This window comes from Curtobacterium sp. 179-B 9B NHS, assembly GCF_045370965.1.
In the GTDB taxonomy this organism is placed as follows: Bacteria; Actinomycetota; Actinomycetes; order Actinomycetales; family Microbacteriaceae; genus Curtobacterium.
The window spans coordinates 25,325-41,742 of sequence record NZ_JBIQDQ010000007.1 but is presented as its reverse complement, the minus strand read 5'-3'; the positions used below and the strand labels follow the sequence as shown (position 1 = coordinate 41,742).

The 16,418-nt window shown below is 72.7% G+C and carries 11 protein-coding genes; 1 reads left to right on the top strand and 10 read right to left on the bottom strand.

What is annotated here, in order from left to right; all coding sequences use genetic code 11:
• Nucleotides 1-2: 2 nt before the first annotated feature.
• From ACH0A8_RS08150 to ACH0A8_RS08140, 3 genes are all read right to left on the bottom strand, one after another.
• Entirely contained in the window at nucleotides 3-626 is a 624-nt protein-coding gene (locus ACH0A8_RS08150) for a hypothetical protein (protein ID WP_144411281.1), read from the bottom strand.
• Nucleotides 627-964: 338 nt separating this feature from the next.
• The gene (gene lepA, locus ACH0A8_RS08145) at nucleotides 965-2,812 is read right to left on the bottom strand and encodes a translation elongation factor 4 (protein WP_406906970.1); all 1,848 of its coding nucleotides are present in this window, start codon (nucleotides 2,810-2,812) and stop codon (nucleotides 965-967) included.
• A 157-nt stretch (nucleotides 2,813-2,969) separates the two neighbouring features.
• Nucleotides 2,970-4,136, bottom strand: coding sequence for an aminotransferase class I/II-fold pyridoxal phosphate-dependent enzyme (locus tag ACH0A8_RS08140; protein ID WP_209683034.1), 1,167 nt, complete (start codon nucleotides 4,134-4,136; stop codon nucleotides 2,970-2,972).
• A 216-nt stretch (nucleotides 4,137-4,352) separates the two neighbouring features.
• Between ACH0A8_RS08140 and rpsT the strand changes: the two genes are divergently transcribed.
• Nucleotides 4,353-4,613, top strand: a complete 261-nt coding sequence (gene rpsT, locus ACH0A8_RS08135; RefSeq protein WP_058729393.1) for a 30S ribosomal protein S20 — start codon at nucleotides 4,353-4,355, stop codon at nucleotides 4,611-4,613.
• A 455-nt stretch (nucleotides 4,614-5,068) separates the two neighbouring features.
• Here the strand turns inward: rpsT and holA are convergent, their stop codons facing one another.
• The 7 genes from holA to cydB all read right to left on the bottom strand — a co-directional run bounded on the left by holA (nucleotide 5,069) and on the right by cydB (nucleotide 16,417).
• Nucleotides 5,069-6,043, bottom strand: a complete 975-nt coding sequence (holA, locus tag ACH0A8_RS08130; RefSeq protein ID WP_406906995.1) for a DNA polymerase III subunit delta — start codon at nucleotides 6,041-6,043, stop codon at nucleotides 5,069-5,071.
• Complete coding sequence (locus ACH0A8_RS08125; RefSeq protein ID WP_406906969.1) at nucleotides 5,952-8,540, bottom strand: ComEC/Rec2 family competence protein; 2,589 nt, start codon at nucleotides 8,538-8,540, stop codon at nucleotides 5,952-5,954. Before ACH0A8_RS08125 ends, holA begins: the two co-directional genes overlap by 92 nt.
• Nucleotides 8,541-8,543: 3 nt before the next feature.
• A complete protein-coding gene (locus ACH0A8_RS08120) occupies nucleotides 8,544-9,296 on the bottom strand; it encodes a ComEA family DNA-binding protein (protein WP_209683039.1) in 753 nt (250 codons plus the stop codon).
• 102 nt (nucleotides 9,297-9,398) lie between these two features.
• The gene (leuS, locus tag ACH0A8_RS08115; protein ID WP_400337837.1) at nucleotides 9,399-11,990 is read right to left on the bottom strand and encodes a leucine--tRNA ligase; all 2,592 of its coding nucleotides are present in this window, start codon (nucleotides 11,988-11,990) and stop codon (nucleotides 9,399-9,401) included.
• Nucleotides 11,991-12,053: 63 nt separating this feature from the next.
• Nucleotides 12,054-13,742, bottom strand: coding sequence for a thiol reductant ABC exporter subunit CydC (cydC, locus tag ACH0A8_RS08110; protein WP_406906968.1), 1,689 nt, complete (start codon nucleotides 13,740-13,742; stop codon nucleotides 12,054-12,056).
• The gene (gene cydD, locus ACH0A8_RS08105) at nucleotides 13,739-15,403 is read right to left on the bottom strand and encodes a thiol reductant ABC exporter subunit CydD (protein WP_406906967.1); all 1,665 of its coding nucleotides are present in this window, start codon (nucleotides 15,401-15,403) and stop codon (nucleotides 13,739-13,741) included. Before cydD ends, cydC begins: the two co-directional genes overlap by 4 nt.
• Nucleotides 15,404-15,412: 9 nt before the next feature.
• Nucleotides 15,413-16,417: a cytochrome d ubiquinol oxidase subunit II gene (gene cydB / locus ACH0A8_RS08100; protein WP_066653819.1), complete on the bottom strand. Its 1,005-nt coding sequence runs from the start codon at nucleotides 16,415-16,417 to the stop codon at nucleotides 15,413-15,415.
• Nucleotide 16,418 lies beyond the last annotated feature (1 nt).

The window sequence follows — 16,418 nt, the reverse complement described above, 5'->3', positions numbered from 1 at the left end:
CGTCAGGCCGAGAACGTGAACGTGAGGGCCTGTGAGAGGGTCACACCCGACGTCGGCGCGGTCGCCCCGTCCGGGAGCGAGACCTGCACGGCCAGCGGGTAGCGCTCGCCTGCGGCGGGTGGGTAGGGCAGCGTGATCGCGTTCGCCGCGAGGTACGCGGGCGTCGTGGACGCGGGCAGCACGTCGGCGCCGCGCCAGGTCATCTTCACGACGAGCTGGCGGCACAGGTCCGACCCGCTCTCGGGCGTGGTCGCGCACGGTCCGCCGGTCAGCCGGAAGCCGGTGGGCGTCGCCGTCCCGGTGTTCTCGAAGAAGATCGTCTGGGGTTCCGACCGGCCCCCTGGTCGCAGGGACTGGCCGCCGTAGAGGTCCGGGTCGGTGCAGCTCGCCGTGCCGTCGGCCGCGGTCGTGCACGCACCCGGCGAACCGTCCGCCGTCGTCTCCACGATCTGGATGGTCGAGGTCGCGACCGTGTTGGTGCCGTGCAGGAAGGCCTGCGTGAAGACCGACAGCGTGCCGCTGAAGCTCATGGCGAGCACCACCGCAGCAGCGACGCCGGCGGCGACCAGGACGAGTTCGGACCGTCGGCGCCGTGCGCGGGGGACGGTCGTTGCGTGACGGGACATCGTGGTTCGCACCTCCGTGTGCACCCCGGGTCCTCGAGCGCCGTGGCGCAGGAGCACGCACGGTCCGGGCGGCCGGGTCCACCCTGAACTGAGGGGTCTTCAGTCGCCCTCGGTACAGATGCGACCGTACAGATCGGGTGACCTGCCCGGTCCCCCAGAGTGCGGGCAGACTGCCCGGTCCACCCACCGCATCCGCGGAGGACCAGGCCGGCCGCCCCCGAACCCCCGGCGGACTGCGCCCCGATCTCGTCCGCTTCGCGCACCGGGACGAGCGGATCCGGGAACGACGGAGCCCCGCTCGTGGCGGGGCTCCGTCGTGCTGCTCGTGCTCGCTGCGGCTACTTCTTCTTCTCTTCGACGTCGCCCGAGAGCGCTGCGATGAAGGCTTCCTGCGGGACCTCGACGCGACCCACCATCTTCATGCGCTTCTTGCCCTCCTTCTGCTTCTCGAGGAGCTTGCGCTTGCGGGTGATGTCACCGCCGTAGCACTTCGCCAGGACGTCCTTGCGCATCGCACGGATGCTCTCGCGGGCGATGATCCGCGCACCGATCGCGGCCTGGATCGGCACTTCGAACTGCTGCCGCGGGATGAGCTTGCGGAGACGCTCGGTCATCAGCGTGCCGTACGCGTACGCCTTGTCGCGGTGGACGATCGCGCTGAACGCGTCGACCCGCTCGCCCTGCAGCAGGATGTCGACCTTGACGAGGTCAGCGGCCTGGTCGCCGGTCGGCTCGTAGTCGAGCGAGGCGTAGCCCTGCGTCTTGCTCTTCAGCTGGTCGAAGAAGTCGAACACGATCTCGCCGAGGGGCATCTCGTACCGGATCTCGACGCGGTCCTCGCCCAGGTACTCCATACCGAGCAGGGACCCGCGTCGCGACTGGCAGAGCTCCATGATCGCGCCGACGTAGTCCTTCGGCGCGAGGATCGCCGCGCGGACCATCGGCTCGCGGACCTCGACGATGCGACCGCCCGGGAACTCGGAGGGGTTCGTGACCTCGGTCACGGTCGTGTCCTCGTTCGTGACCTCGTAGATCACGCTCGGGGCCGTCGTGATGAGGTCGAGGCCGAACTCCCGCGACAGGCGCTCGGTGATGATCTCGAGGTGCAGCAGGCCGAGGAAGCCGCAGCGGAAGCCGAAGCCGAGCGCCACCGAGGTCTCGGGCTCGTACACGAGGGCCGCGTCCGACAGCTTGAGCTTGTCGAGCGCCTCGCGCAGGTCCGGGTAGTCGGAACCGTCGATCGGGTACAGCCCCGAGAACACCATCGGCTTCGGGTCCGTGTACCCGGGCAGTGCCTCGGTCGCCGGCTTCTGCGCCGTCGTGACCGTGTCACCGACCTTCGACTGCCGGACGTCCTTCACACCGGTGATCAGGTAGCCGACCTCGCCGACCGACAGTCCCTTCGTCGGCTTCGGCTCGGGCGACGACACACCGATCTCGAGGATCTCGTGCGTCGACCGGGTCGACATCATCTGGACCTTCTCGCGCGGGTGGATCGTGCCGTCGATCATCCGGACGTACGTCACCACGCCGCGGTAGCTGTCGTAGACCGAGTCGAAGATCATCGCGCGGGGGGCCGCCTCGACGTCGCCGACCGGCGCCGGCACGGTCCGGACCACGCGGTCGAGGAGCTCGGCGACACCGACACCGGTCTTGCCCGAGACGCGGAGGACGTCCTCCGGCTTGCCACCGATGAGCTGCGCGAGCTCGGCGGCGTACTTGTCGGGGTCGGCCGCCGGCAGGTCGATCTTGTTGAGGACCGGGATGATCTCGAGGTCGTTCTCGAGCGCCAGGTACAGGTTGGCGAGCGTCTGGGCCTCGATGCCCTGCGCCGCATCGACGAGCAGGATCGCGCCCTCGCACGCCGCGAGCGAGCGCGAGACCTCGTACGAGAAGTCGACGTGCCCGGGGGTGTCGATCATGTTCAGGGCGAAGGTCTGTCCGTCGAGCTCCCACGGCATGCGGACGGCCTGCGACTTGATCGTGATGCCGCGCTCGCGCTCGATGTCCATGCGGTCGAGGTACTGCGCACGCATCGCCCGCTCCTCGACGATGCCGGTGATCTGCAGCATGCGGTCGGCCAGCGTGGACTTGCCGTGGTCGATGTGCGCGATGATGCAGAAGTTGCGGATCGCCTCGGCCGGGGTCGCGGCGGGCTCGAGCGGCGCGGATGCTTGTGGGCTCACGGTTCCTCAGGGGGTCGGTGCGGTCGAACGATTGTCCCACGGTTGCACACGGGCAGCGCGCACCACAGGCCGACCTGTGGAGGCGCGCCGGGGCCCTGGACGGTGTGCAGGACGGACCGGAGGCGCGTGGTCGTGCCCGTCACGGGCCTCCCGTCCGTCAGACGGTCACGCTGGCGGGCGCCGGCAGCGCTCCCAGGCCGCGACGGAGGTCGTCGACGGTCGCGGCCAGGCAGACCCGGATCCACCCCTCACCGGACCGACCGAAGGCGCTGCCCGGCGCGACCGCGACGTGCTCGCGGTGCAGGAACGCCAGCGCCCACTCAGCGACGTCGCCCTGCGACGCGTGCGAGACGTCGATCCACAGGTAGAAGGCGCCGCGCGGGTCGAGGTAGCGGATGCCCGCTGTGTCGAGGACCTCCTTCGCGACGGCGAGGTTCGCTCGGTAGTGCTCGCGTGCGTCCTGCACCGCCTGGTGGTCGCCCACGATCGCCGCCAGCGCCGCCCACTGGTCCGGCTCCGCGACGCAGCTGATCATCGCCTCCTGCGTCGTGCGCATCGTGGGCCCCATGCCCTTCGGCGTCACCAGGTAGCCGACCCGGACACCGGTCATCGCGTACGTCTTGCTCAGCGAGAAGGCGGTGAAGACCCGGTCGTCGTCGTCGAGGGCCGCGATGCTCACGTGACGCGTGCCGTGGGTGAAGTACTCGTAGACCTCGTCGCTGATCACCCACAGGTCGTGCCGCTTCGCCAGGGCCAGGAGCGCGCGCAGGGTGTCCTCGCCGAACACCGAGCCGAGCGGGTTCGACGGCGAGTTCACCACGATCGCACGGGTGTGCTCGGTGACGCTCGCCTCGAGTGCCGCGAGGTCGGGTTCGAAGTCGTGCTGCGGCTCGAGCCGGTACGGCACGGGGGTGGCACCGATGATGTGCGCGTTCATCGTGAAGGTCGTGTAGCCGGGGTCGGGCACCAGGACCTCGTCCCCGGGGCTCAGCACGAGGGTCATCGCCTGGAACAGCGCCTGGGTCGCGCCGATCGTCGTCCAGACCTGCTCGACGTCGACCTCGATGCGGTTCTCGCGACGGAGCTTGTCGCGGATCGCCGCACGGAGCGGTGCGATGCCGCCGTTCGGCGTGTAGTCCGTGCGGTCCTCGGTCCACGCGCGGCGCGCGGCCTCGCCGATGTGCGGCGCGACCGGGACGTCGGGCTCACCGATCACGAGCATCGCGACGTCGGTGTCGTCGGCTCGCAGCAGGGCCGCCTGCTCGTAGACGCGACGGATGCCGGAGGCGGGGACGGAGTCGATGCGTGGAGCGAGGGATGGCACCTCGTCACGGTAGCCCGTCCGTGTTGCGAGGGCGTTTCCGCCGTGGGGCCCTGCGAGGAAGCGCGGCGCGTCGGGGCTTTGGCGGTCCGTGGGTCTGCTGGTAGGGTTGGTGGCTGGCTTCCGCGTTCCCCGCCCACGGGTGGAACGCGATGCGACAGAGGGCCCCTCTACCCGACGTCGCGACCACCCGTAGCAGACGAACAAGGAGCAACACGCATGGCGAACATCAAGTCGCAGATGAAGCGCATCAAGACCAACCTCAAGGCCCAGGAGCGCAACAAGGCCTACCGCTCGGAGCTCAAGACGGTCATCCGCCACACGAACGAGGCCGTCGTCGCCGGCGACAAGGACAAGGCCGTCGCAGCGCTTGCCCTCGCGTCGAAGAAGCTCGACAAGGCCGTGAGCAAGGGCGTCATCCACAAGAACCAGGCGGCGAACCGCAAGTCGGCCATCGCCAAGAAGGTCTCCGCGCTCTGAGCGTCTGACACCTGCACGAGAGCCCCGCACCGATGGTGCGGGGCTCTCGTCGTTGCGGGGCGTGTCCGGGCGGGGCGGTGTGGTGGCCGCGCGGCGCGCTCGTGGCGCCGCGGCGGCAGCGGCGCCGCGCTCGTGGCGGCAGCGCGGCGGCAGCGCCTGGTCGGCCGCGGCGCGACTCGCTCGAGAACAACCGGAAGCACCTCGCGCCACGGAGATCCGTGGCGCGAGGTGCTTCTCGTTGTGCCGCAGCCTCGTCGCCGCGCGCGGTACCCCGTGCGGATCGAACCACGGATCCGACATCGAACCAGCCGATGGTGCTGGTTCGATGTCGGATCCGTGGTTCGTCCCGTGCGAGAACGAGCGGGCGCGTGCACGGGCGCCGCACCGGCACGAGCGGGCACGGGCTTGGCGGCCGCGGCTCGGCGCCCGGGTGCGGCCTGGAGGCGCGTCCCGCCTCAGCGCTCCTCGCCGCGACGGGCGATGGTGCGGACCATGACCTCGAGCGCGTATTGCGCGTCGCGCGAGCCGCCCTTCACCGCCGTGTCCGCCGCCGCGATGCTCGTGATCGCGTTCGCCAACCCGGCCTCGCTCCACCCGGCGACGTCGCGCTGCGCGCGCTGCACCTGCCACGGCGCCATGCCGAGTGCGGATGCTGCCTGGCCGCTCGGCCCTCGGAAGGCGCTGACCTTGGCCATCGTGCGGATCTTGCTCGCGAACGCCGCGACGATCGGCACCGGCGCCTCCCCCGTCGCGAGGGCGTGCCGCAGCTCGACGATCGCCGGAGCCGAGCGTCCTGCGAGCGCGATGTCCGCGACCTTGAACGCGTTGGTCTCGACGCGACCGCCGTAGTACTTGTCGACGGTGCGGTCCGTGATCTCCTCGGCCTCGTCGGCCAGCAGCTGCCGGCACGCCGCCGCGAGCTCCGCGAGGTCGTCGGAGAACGCCGCGACGAGCGTGCGGACTGCCGAGGGCGCGATCTTCCGCCGGGCGGCCCGGAACTCGGCGTTGACGAAGTCGATCTTGTCGGTGTCGCGCTTGAGCTCGTCGCACTGGACCTCGACGCCGCCGCCGACCCCGCTGCGGATGGTGTCGAGCAGCTTCTTGCCGCGCATGCCCCCACCGTGTCGCAGGACCAGCGTGACGTCGTCCGCGGGCGCCTGCAGGTAGGAGATCGTCTCGGTGATGAAGGCGTCGGTGCACTTCTCGACGTTCGTCACCCGCACGAGCCGCGGTTCGCCGAAGAGCGACGGGCTCGCGAGCGTCGCCAGGAGGCCGGGGGCGTACTGGTCTGCCTCGAGGTCGTGCACCTCGAGCGCCGGGTCCTCGCCGACGAGCAGGTCACGGAGGACGCTGCTCGCCCGCTCCGCCAGGAACTGCTCGGGACCGGTGACCAGCACGACGGGCGCCGGCCGGACACCGGACCACGGCACCTGGTCGATCTTCGCGGCGGCGCGCGTGGGCTTCTTGGCGGGCATACGTTCCTTCCGTCGGCCCCGGAGCGAGCTGGTCGGGGCCTGTTCCGATCCTACGGGCCGCCACAGACGGACCGCCCGCCGGACGGACCCCCGTCGTCGTGGCCGGCGCCGTCCGCTCGGTCCAGACCTGCAACGACCCGTCCGCCGATCGCGAGACCACGACGGTGCCCTGCTCGTCGGTGCGGAACGCGGTCGTCCCCGCGGCACGGAGGGCGTCGAGCGCCGACGCCGTCGGGTGCCCGTAGGTGTTGTCGGCGCCGACGCCGATGAGTCCGATCGGCGCCGCGAGCTGTCGGTACAACGCCGGGTCCTGGTCGGCCGATCCGTGGTGGGCGACCTTGACGACGTCCGGGTGCGCCTCGACCAACGGTCGGAGCCGGCGCTGGGCCTGTTCCCCGAGGTCGCCGAGGAACACCCCGGACACACAGGTCGGGCAGGGTCCGTCGGCGGTGGTCTCGAGGACGACACTCGCGTCGTTGCCCGATGCTGACGATCCCGCGCGCGGCCACACCACCCGCCAGCGCAACGCGCCGAGGGTGCCCGACGTGCCGTCGTCCGCGGTCCGGACCTCGACCCCGGCCCGCTCGAGCGTCCCGACGACCCGCTCGTCCTCGGGCCGTCCGACGGGACCGACGAGCGCCCTCGCCACCCGGTCCGCCACCGCCCCGACCGCGCCGACGTGGTCACGGTCGAAGTGGGTCAGCACGAGCAGGTCGACCCGGTCGACACCGACCAGGTCGAGGCACCGCAGCAGCAGTTCCTCGTCGTCCCCGGTGTCGACGAGGGCGACCGGACCGGCGCCGTCGCGCACCAGGACGGCGTCACCCTGCCCGACGTCGCACGCCACCACCGACCAGTCCCCCGGCACGGTCGAGCGCACCACGAGCCGCGGGACGGCCACGAGTCCGAGCCCGATCGCGACGACGGTCCCCGCCGCGACCAGCGCCCACGTCCGTCGCGGAGGATCCACGAGGACGGCACCGGCGACCGCCAGGCTGACCAGCCCCGCCGTCGCGGCTCCGACCGGTCCGGCGGGCCAGTCGAGCGTCGCCGCCGGCAGTGCGGCCGCCCCGTGCGCGACGGCACCGATGACCGCCGCGGGAGCCCAGGCCACGTGCGCGACGACCGCGGCGCCCCAGGGCCAGACGGGAGCGAGCACGCACGCGGCGAGCCCGCCGACGGTGACGACGGGCGAGAGGGGCTCCGTCAGCATGTTCGCCGGGACCGCGTAGGTCGGGAGGGTCGGGGCGAGCACGACCGTCACGGGCCAGCAGGCGAGCTGTGCGGCGACGGGGATCGCGACCGCCGCAGCGAGGGGCTGCCACCACCGCCGCGCGAGCAGGGCGGTCAGGCGCGGTGCCAGCACGATGATGCCGCCGGTAGCCAGGACCGACAGCGCGAACGCGGGCGCCCGGGCGTACCAGGGGTCCACCACGAGCATGCCGAGGACGGTGAGCGCCAGGAGCGGCACCCCGCGGAGCGGTCGGCCCGACAGACGGACCGCCAGGACCACCACCGCCATCACCGCGGCACGCACGATCGACGGGTCCGGTCGCACGAGCACCACGAAGGCCACCAGGAACCCGACGGCCGCGACCGCCCGGAGGACCCGAGGGAGCCCGAGCGCCCGGCACCCGGCAACGACGAGCGCGACGACGACGGCGCAGTTCGAGCCGGAGACCGCCGTGAGGTGGGTCAGCGCGGTCGTCTCCATCGCGGACTCCGTCGCCGGGTCGAGTCCGCTGCGGTCCCCGATCGCCAGCCCGCGCAGCAGCGCGCCGCCGGGTTCGGGCAGGTCGCGCGTCACCGCCGTGAAGTCCTGCCGCACGCGCTCCGACGCTGCCAGCAGACCGGTCGGCGGCAGGTTCGTCGGACGTCCGCGCAGGAACACCACCGCCGCGGTCGGTGCGCCGCCGTCGTCGGTCTGCACCGTCGCCCGGGCGTGCAGCACTGCTCCGGCCGACGCACGGAGACGCCCGGCCGGGACCACGCGCACGGGGACCTCGAGCCCGCCCACGTCACCGATCGACCGCAGCGTGCCCGTGGTCGACCGATCGGAGGCGGCGAGGTCCCGGGTCAGCACGACCTCGACGGCCACGGTCCGTCCGGCACGGTCGGCGAGCGCCTGCGGCGACCGCGCCGCCGCGCCCACACCGACCGCCACCGCGACGAGCAGGCAGCACGCTGCCGCGACGAGCACGCCGCCCAGCACGCCACCCGGCACGCCACCCAGCACGCCGCCCAGCAGACCACCGCTACCGCCGGACAGCGCTGCACGCCCACGCCGGCCCCGCACCACGATCGCCAGGACGACCACGGTGCCGGCGGTCGCCGCGGTCGTCGCGCACCACCACGCGAGCCCCGGCGCCCCGACGAGCAGTGCCGCCTCGACCCACGCGACGGCCACCGGTCCCGCCAGGCGCAGGTCGACGAGGCTCGGCTGCACCTCCACGACTCAGACCCGGACCCGGTCCCGCAGCTCGGCGAGGCGGGTGTCGCCGATGCCGCTGACCTCGAGCAGGTCGTCCACCGACGTGAACCCGCCGTGCTCCTCGCGCCACGCCAGGATGCGGGCAGCCAGTGCCGGGCCGATGCCGGGCAGGGTCTCGAGCGTCGGCTGGTCGGCGGTGTTGAGGTCGACGACGGCCGCGCCCGTGTCGTCCGCGCCGCCGGCACCACCCCCGACGGCGGCACTCCCGCCCCCGGCACCCGGCGCGTCCGGCCGGAGCGCCTCGGGCACCTCGGTCTCCCCGACCCGCGGCACGTACAGGCGTTCTCCGTCCACCACCGGACGGGCGAGGTTGAGCCGGGCGAGGTCGGCGTCGGCCGTGGCTCCCCCCGCTCGCTGCAGCGCGCCGTCCACGCGGGTCCCGGCGGGGACCTCGACGACCCCGGCCCGGACCACCGCGCCGAGCACGTACACGGTGACCGCCGCGGCACTCGCCGATCCCGAGCGCGATCCGGACCCGGGAGCGCCGCCCGTGGCGTCCGTGCTCGGACCCGGATCCGGTCGGCCGGGCGCCGTCGAGGGTGCGCTCGTCACCGTCACCCCGGCCGTCGATCGCGTCCCGAGGGTCCCGATCGCGACCACCACGAGCGCGAGCCCGACCACCACGGCGGCCAGCACCACGGCCGCCCGGGGCGAGAGCGCGAACCGGGACGCCCAGGACCCGTCGGCACCGGGTCCTCCAGGAGACGAAGCAGTCATGCCCGGCACGGTAGGTCCCGCCACGGGGACGACGACGGCCCGGCGGCCCCTCCTGTGGAGGGACCGGCCGGGCCGGTCAGGTGGGGAGGACTCCGGGAGCCGTCAGCCCTTGATCGCGATGTTCACGAGCTTCGGCGCCCGCACGATGACCTTGACGATCTCGCGGTCACCGATGTACCGCTGCACGTTCGCCGAGGCCCGCGCGAGCTGCTCGAGTTCGTCCGCCTCGATCGACTTCGACACCTCGAACGAGTCGCGCACCTTGCCGTTGACCTGCACGACCGCGGTGAGCGTCTCCTGCACGAGCAGCGTCGGGTCCGCCTTCCGCCAGCCGTACGTGGCGACCGTGGCCTCGTAGCCCAGCTTCTCCCACATCTCCTCACCGGTGTACGGGGCGAAGACGGCGAGGGCGAGGGCGATCGTCTCGACGGCCTCGCGCACGGCGGGGTCACCGGCGCCGGGGCCGCTGTCGATCGCCTTGCGGGTGACGTTCACCAGGTCCATCAGTCGCGCGATCACGACGTTGAACTTGAAGGCCTCCATCATCCCCGGCGCGTCGGCCAGGAAGCGGTGCGTCACCTGGCGCAGGGCACGGTCACCGTCGGCCCAGACGGCGTCCGGTGCCGAGGTGACGTCGAGCGCCAGGCGGTAGGCGCGGGCGAGGAAGCGTGCCGACGCCGACGGCGACACGTCCTCCCAGTTGATGTCGTCCTCCGGCGGCCCGGCGAAGCCCATCACGAGGCGGATCGCGTCGACGCCGTTCGCGTCGAGCTCGTCGCCGAGCGAGACGCCGCCCTTCGACTTCGACATCTTCGAGCCGCCGGAGAGCACCATGCCCTGGTTGAGCAGCGCCGAGAACGGCTCGGTGAAGTCGAGGTAGCCGAGGTCGAACAGGACCTTCGTGACGAAGCGCGCGTAGAGCAGGTGCAGGATCGCGTGCTCGATGCCACCGATGTACTGGTCGACCGGCGCCCACCTCCGAGCGGCCTCGGGGTCGAACGCCTGCGTGTCGTCCTGGGCCGACAGGAAGCGCAGGAAGTACCACGACGAGTCGACGAAGGTGTCCATCGTGTCCGTGTCGCGGAGCGCCGGGGTGCCGTCCACCGGGTTCGGCACGTTCACCCAGTCGGTCGCTCCACCGAGCGGCGAGGTGCCCTTCGGCTTGAGGTCGAGGCCCTCGGTCGACGGCAGGCGCACCGGCAGCTGGTCCATCGGGACCGGGTGCTCGGTGCCGTCGGCGCCGTGGATGATCGGGATCGGGGTGCCCCAGAAGCGCTGACGGGAGATGAGCCAGTCGCGCAGGCGGTAGGTCTTCGCGGCCCGGCCGGTCCCGCGCTCCTCGAGCAGGGAGATCGCCGCGGTGATGGCGTGCTGCTTCGACATGCCGTCGAGCGGCCCGGAGTTGATCATCCGGCCCTGGCCGGTGAGCGCCTCGCCGGTCGAGACGGGGTCGAGCGCGGGCAGGTCCTCGAGCGTCGCCCCCTCGGGGATGACCGGGATCGCACCGGTGACCGGCTGGTTCGTGTCGACGACGACCTTGACGGGCAGGTCGAAGGCCCGGGCGAAGTCGAGGTCGCGCTGGTCGTGCGCCGGGACCGCCATCACGGCGCCGTGGCCGTAGTCGGCGAGCACGTAGTCGGCGGCCCAGATCGGCAGGCGCTCCCCCGTGAGCGGGTGGATCGCGGAGCGGCCGAGCGGCACGCCGGTCTTCGGCCGGTCGGCGTTCTGCCGGTCGATCTCCGAGGTCTTCTGCGTCGCGGTCAGGTACGCGTCGAAGTCGGCACGCACGTCGTCAGGGGCGGCGGAGACCAGCGACGCCGCCAGGTCCGAGTCCGGCGCCACGACGAGGAACGTCACCCCGTGGATGGTGTCCGGACGTGTGGTGAACACGGTGACGGGCTCGTCGTGCCCCTCGATGACGAAGTCGACGTCGGCGCCGACCGAACGGCCGATCCAGTTGCGCTGCTGCGCGATCACCTTCGCCGGCCAGCGACCCTCGAGCTGGTTGAGGTCGTCGAGCAGCCGGTCCGCGTACTTCGTGATCGCGAAGTACCACTGCGTCAGCTTCTTCTTGACGACGACGGCGCCGGAACGGTCCGAGGTGCCGTCGGGCAGCACCTGCTCGTTCGCGAGCACGGTCTGGTCCACCGGGTCCCAGTTGACCCAGCTGTCCTTCCGGTAGGCCAGGCCCTTCTCGTACATCTTGAGGAACAGCCACTGGTTCCACTTGTAGTACTCGGGGTCCGACGTGTGGATCTCCGTCGTCCAGTCGAACGACGGCGCGTAGCGCTTGAACGAGGCCTTCTGCTGCTCGATGTTCGCGTAGGTCCACTGCGCCGGGTCGACCCCGCGCTTGATCGCCGCGTTCTCGGCGGGCAGGCCGAAGGAGTCCCAGCCGATGGGGTGCAGGACGTTGAAACCCTGCTGCCGCCAGTAGCGGGCCACGAAGTCGCCGAGTGCCCAGTTCTCGGCGTGCCCCATGTGCAGGTCGCCGGACGGGTACGGGAACATCTCGAGGATGTACTTGCGCGGGCGCGAGTCGTCGAGGTCGGTCGTGAAGAGGCCGAGCTCCTCCCAGCGGGGCTGCCACTTCTCCTGGATGCGGCGGAAGTCGTAGGCGTCGGGATCGACGGCTGCGGGTCCGGCGGGGTGCTCGGTTGCGTTCGCAGTGGAGTGCTCGGTGGTCACGATCACCAAGGGTACAAGGCCTGGAGGCCCGCCCCGGTCCCGCCGACGCATCCTCCGTCCGGCAGGCGGTCACCCCTCGGCGAGGCGCCCGTCACGCATCCGCAGGGTCCTGTCCACCAGGTCGGCCGGGACCGGCACGTGGGACACGACCAGCACGGTGCGTCCGGCCCGCCGCGCCGCACCGACGAGGTCGCGGAGCACCGCGTCGCCGAGGTCGGGGTCGACGTCCGCGGTCGGCTCGTCGAGCACCAGCACCGGGAACGCGTGCAGCAGCGCCCGGGCGAGCGCGAGGCGGTGCGCCTGCCCGCCGGAGAGCAGCCCGCCGCGCTCCCCCACCGGGGCGTCGAGCCCACCGCGCCCCGCGACCCACGGGCCGAGCCCGACCCGGTCGAGCACGTCGCTGAGCTCGGCGTCCGTCGCGGTGTCCCGCGCGAAGAGCAGGTTCTGCCGCACCGACTGGTCGAACATGAACGGGTCCTGCTCCACGAGCCCGACCCGTGCGCGCACCGCGTCCGGGTGCATCGACCGCGTCCCGACCCCGTCGAGCGTGTACGACCCCTCGTGGTCGACGAACCGCACCAGGGCGTCCACGAGGGTGGACTTCCCGGCGCCGCTCGGCCCCTCGAGCACGACGACCTCACCCGGGTCCAGGTCGAACGACACCCGGTCCACCGCGGGCGTCGACGCGCCGGGCCACCGCACGGTCAGGTCCCGCAGCGCCACCCGCACCGGCCCGCCGACGACGAGGTCCGACGGGTCGGCCGGCACGTCGGGCTCCGGCACGATGCCGGCCGGGAGCTCCGCGGGGACGACCCCCTCGACCCGTTCCGCGGCGGCGCGGACCCGACGCAGCGTCAGGACGGCGAGCGGGACCCCGCCGACGACCTCGAAGAGTGCGAGCGGCACGAAGACGGCGAGCGCCCAGAGCGGTCCGTCCAGCGCGCCCGAGACGACCGCGGGAGCACCGACCGCGAGCACCCCGACGACGGCGCCGCCACCGACCAGGCCGACGAGGGCCCCGACGAGCGACTCGACGGTCGCACGACGCCGGACGGCGCGGGTCACACGGGCGTCGAGCGCGGCGATGCCGGCGAGGCGGTCGGGCAGCGTGCCGTACGCGGCGAATACGTCGAGGGTCCGGACGGTGTCGAGCACCAGGTCCGCGACCCGTCCGCGCTCGGCCGCCGTCTCGCGGTCCGATCGCCGCGCGACGGACAGGGTCGTGACCGTCCCGAGCAGCGCGGCGACGGCGAGGGCGACGACGAGCACCACCGCCGCGGGCCACCAGACCACCGCGACCGCGACGACGGAGAGCAGGGCGACGACCCCGGCCGACACGAGCGGGCCGACGACGCGGATCGGCAGGTCCTGCAGCCGGTCGGTGTCCGTGACGAGCCGGGTGAGCAGGTCGCCGCGCCCGGTCGCCCCGAGCCCGGCCGGCGCGACCGATGCGAGCCGTCGGTACATCTCGGTCCGGACGACGGCGAGCTGCCGGAACGACGCGTCGTGCCCGGCGAGCCGGTCGACGTAGCGCAGTGCGGCCCGGCCGAGGGCGAACGCACGCACCCCGACCATGACGAGCGTCAGGTAGAGGATCGGCGGCTGCTCGGCCGCGCGGGTGATGAGGTAGCCGCTCGCCGCCAGGAGCGCCACCGCACAGACCGCACTGAGCGTGCCGGCGGCGACCGCCTTCGCCCAGCCGGCCCCGTGCGGGAGCGCCAGCCGCAGGACGGGGGTGGGACGGGCCTCCCGGCTCACGAGCGTGCCTCCTGTCGGTGCGTCACGGTCACCGCTCCGCCGGGGCGGAGGTCGACGCGGACGTCGGCGGCGGCCAGCACGGCGGGGCGGTGGCTCGCCACGACGACGACCGCGCCGTCGGCGGCGAGCGACCGGACGGCGTCGACGACGATCTGCTCCGCGTCGGCGTCGAGGGCCGACGTCGGCTCGTCGAGCAGGACGAGCGGGGTGCGGGCGCGACGCGCCCGGTACAGGGCCCGGGCGACCGCGACGCGCTGCGCCTGACCGCCCGAGAGACCGGCTCCCCCGGGTCCGACCGGGAGGCTCGGCTCGACACCCAGCCCCGCCTCGCCCAGGGCGCGGCGCACGTCGTGGTCGTCGGGTCGCGTGTGCAGGGCGACGTTCTCGGCGACCGTGCCGCGCACCAGGCGCGGACGCTGGTCACCCCAGGTCGTGCGGTCGGCGCGGGTGGCGTCGGCCGGACCGGGCACCGTCACCGTGCCGTCGTGGGCGAGGACACCCCGGATCGCCGCGATGAGACTGGACTTACCGGACCCGCTGGGCCCGGCGAGGGCGACGACGGTGCCGGGCGCGACGCGCAGGTCGAGCGGTCCGACGACGACGTCGGGGCGACGGACCACCACGCCCTCGAGCACCAGGTCGGTGGCCGCGGCGGCCGGGGCGCCGGGCGCGGGTGCGCTGGTCGACGTGTCGCGTCCCCGGTCGTCGAGGACGTCGAGCACGGCGCCGGACGCCTCGACGCCGTCCTGGGCGGCGTGGAAGTCGGCGCCGACCTGGCGGAGGGGTGCGAACGCCTCCGGGGCGAGCACCAGGACGAACATCGCGGCGCCGAGGCCGAGCGAGCCGTCGACGAGTCGGACGCCGATCGACACCGCGACGAGGGCGACGGACAGGCTCGCGGCGAGTTCGAGGGCGAAGCCGCTGACGAAGGACAGGCGCAGGACGCCGATGGTGCCGCGCCGGTACTCGTCGGTGACGGTGCCGATGCGGTCGACCTGGCGGCGGGCACGTCCGAACACCTTGAGGGTGGCGAGGCCCTCGACCGCCTCGGTGAAGGCGCCGCCGAGGCGGGTGAGCGCGTCGGCCTGCCGCCGCTGCTGCGCCTGGGTCGCCAGACCGATGAGCACCATGAACACGGGGATCACCGGCATCGCGAGCACGATGACGACCGCGCTCGTCAGGTCACCGAGCCCGATCGCGACGAGGAGCACCGGGGTCGCGACGGCGGTGAGCGCGAGCTGTGGGACGTACCGCCCGAAGTACGCGTCGAGGGCGTCGAGCCCGGGGCCGAGCGCCGTGGCGAAGCCGGCGCTCGACCGGGCGGCGAGCCAGGACGGTCCGCGCTCGGCCGCCCGGGAGAGGACGGTCGCACGGAGCTCGCTCTTCACCGTCGCCCCGGCCCGCGCCGCCAGGTCGTCCGTCGCCCACGCGGCGACGGCACGGACGACGAACGCACCGGCCAGCAGCGCCAGCGTCGGGACGAACGTCTCCGGGAGCCGGCCGTCGCGCACCGCGTCGACGCCGAGCGTGACGGCCGCCGCGATCCCCCACGCGACACCGATCGTCGCGAGTGTGCGGACCAGGCCCGTCCCCGCGGACGCGACGACGGACCAGCGCGCGGCACGCGACAGGCGCAGCAGACGAGGATCGAGCGGCTTCACCGGGAGCCCCTAGTGCGCGGCCTGGTCGATGTGGGCCCGCGAGACGCGCTTGCGGAACACCCAGTAGGTCCAGGCCTGGTAGGCCAGCACGAGCGGGACGAAGATCAGCGCGACCCAGCTCATCACCGTCAGCGTGTACTGCCCGCTCGACGCGTTGACCACGGTCAGGCTGTTGGCCGGGTCGTTCGACGCCGGCATGACGTCGGGGAAGATCGCGGTGAACATCGCCAGGACCACGGCGGCGATCGTGACCGCCATCAGCGTGAACGCCCGCCCCTCCTTGCCCCACGCGGTGCAGAGCACGGCGAGGACGAGCGCGAGTGCCGCGACGACCGAGAGCACCAGGCTCGCCGGCGTCGCCCGCACGAACGCCATCGCCACCAGGAACGCGGCACCGACGACGATCGTCAGCACGCCCGCCCGGGTCGCCAGGCGCTTCGCCCGCACGCGGATCTCACCCTCGGTCTTCAGTGCGACGAACACGACGCCGTGCGTGAAGAACACCATCAGGGTCGCGAGGCCGGTCAGCAGCGCGAACGGGTTGAGCAGGTCGAGGAACGTGCCCGTGAAGTTGTGCCCGGCGTCCATCGGGATCCCGCGGACGACGTTGCCGAACGCGACGCCCCACAGGAACGACGGCACGGCGCTGCCGACGATGATCATCAGGTCGAACCGGCGCTTCCACTCCGGGTGCTTCCGCTGGTGCCGGTACTCGAACGAGACCCCGCGGGCGATGAGCGCCACGAGGATGAGCAGCAGGGCGAGGTAGAAGCCGGAGAACATCGTCGCGTACCACTCCGGGAACGCCGCGAACAGGCAGGCCCCGGCGACGATGACCCAGGTCTCGTTGAGGTCCCACACCGGGCCGATCGTGTTGATGAGCACACGGCGGTCGGTGTCGTCCTTGCCGAGGAACGGCAGGGACATCCCGACACCGAAGTCGAACCCGTCGAGGACGAAGTACCCGACGAAGAACAGTCCGACGATCGCGAACCACAGGACTGGCAGATCCATC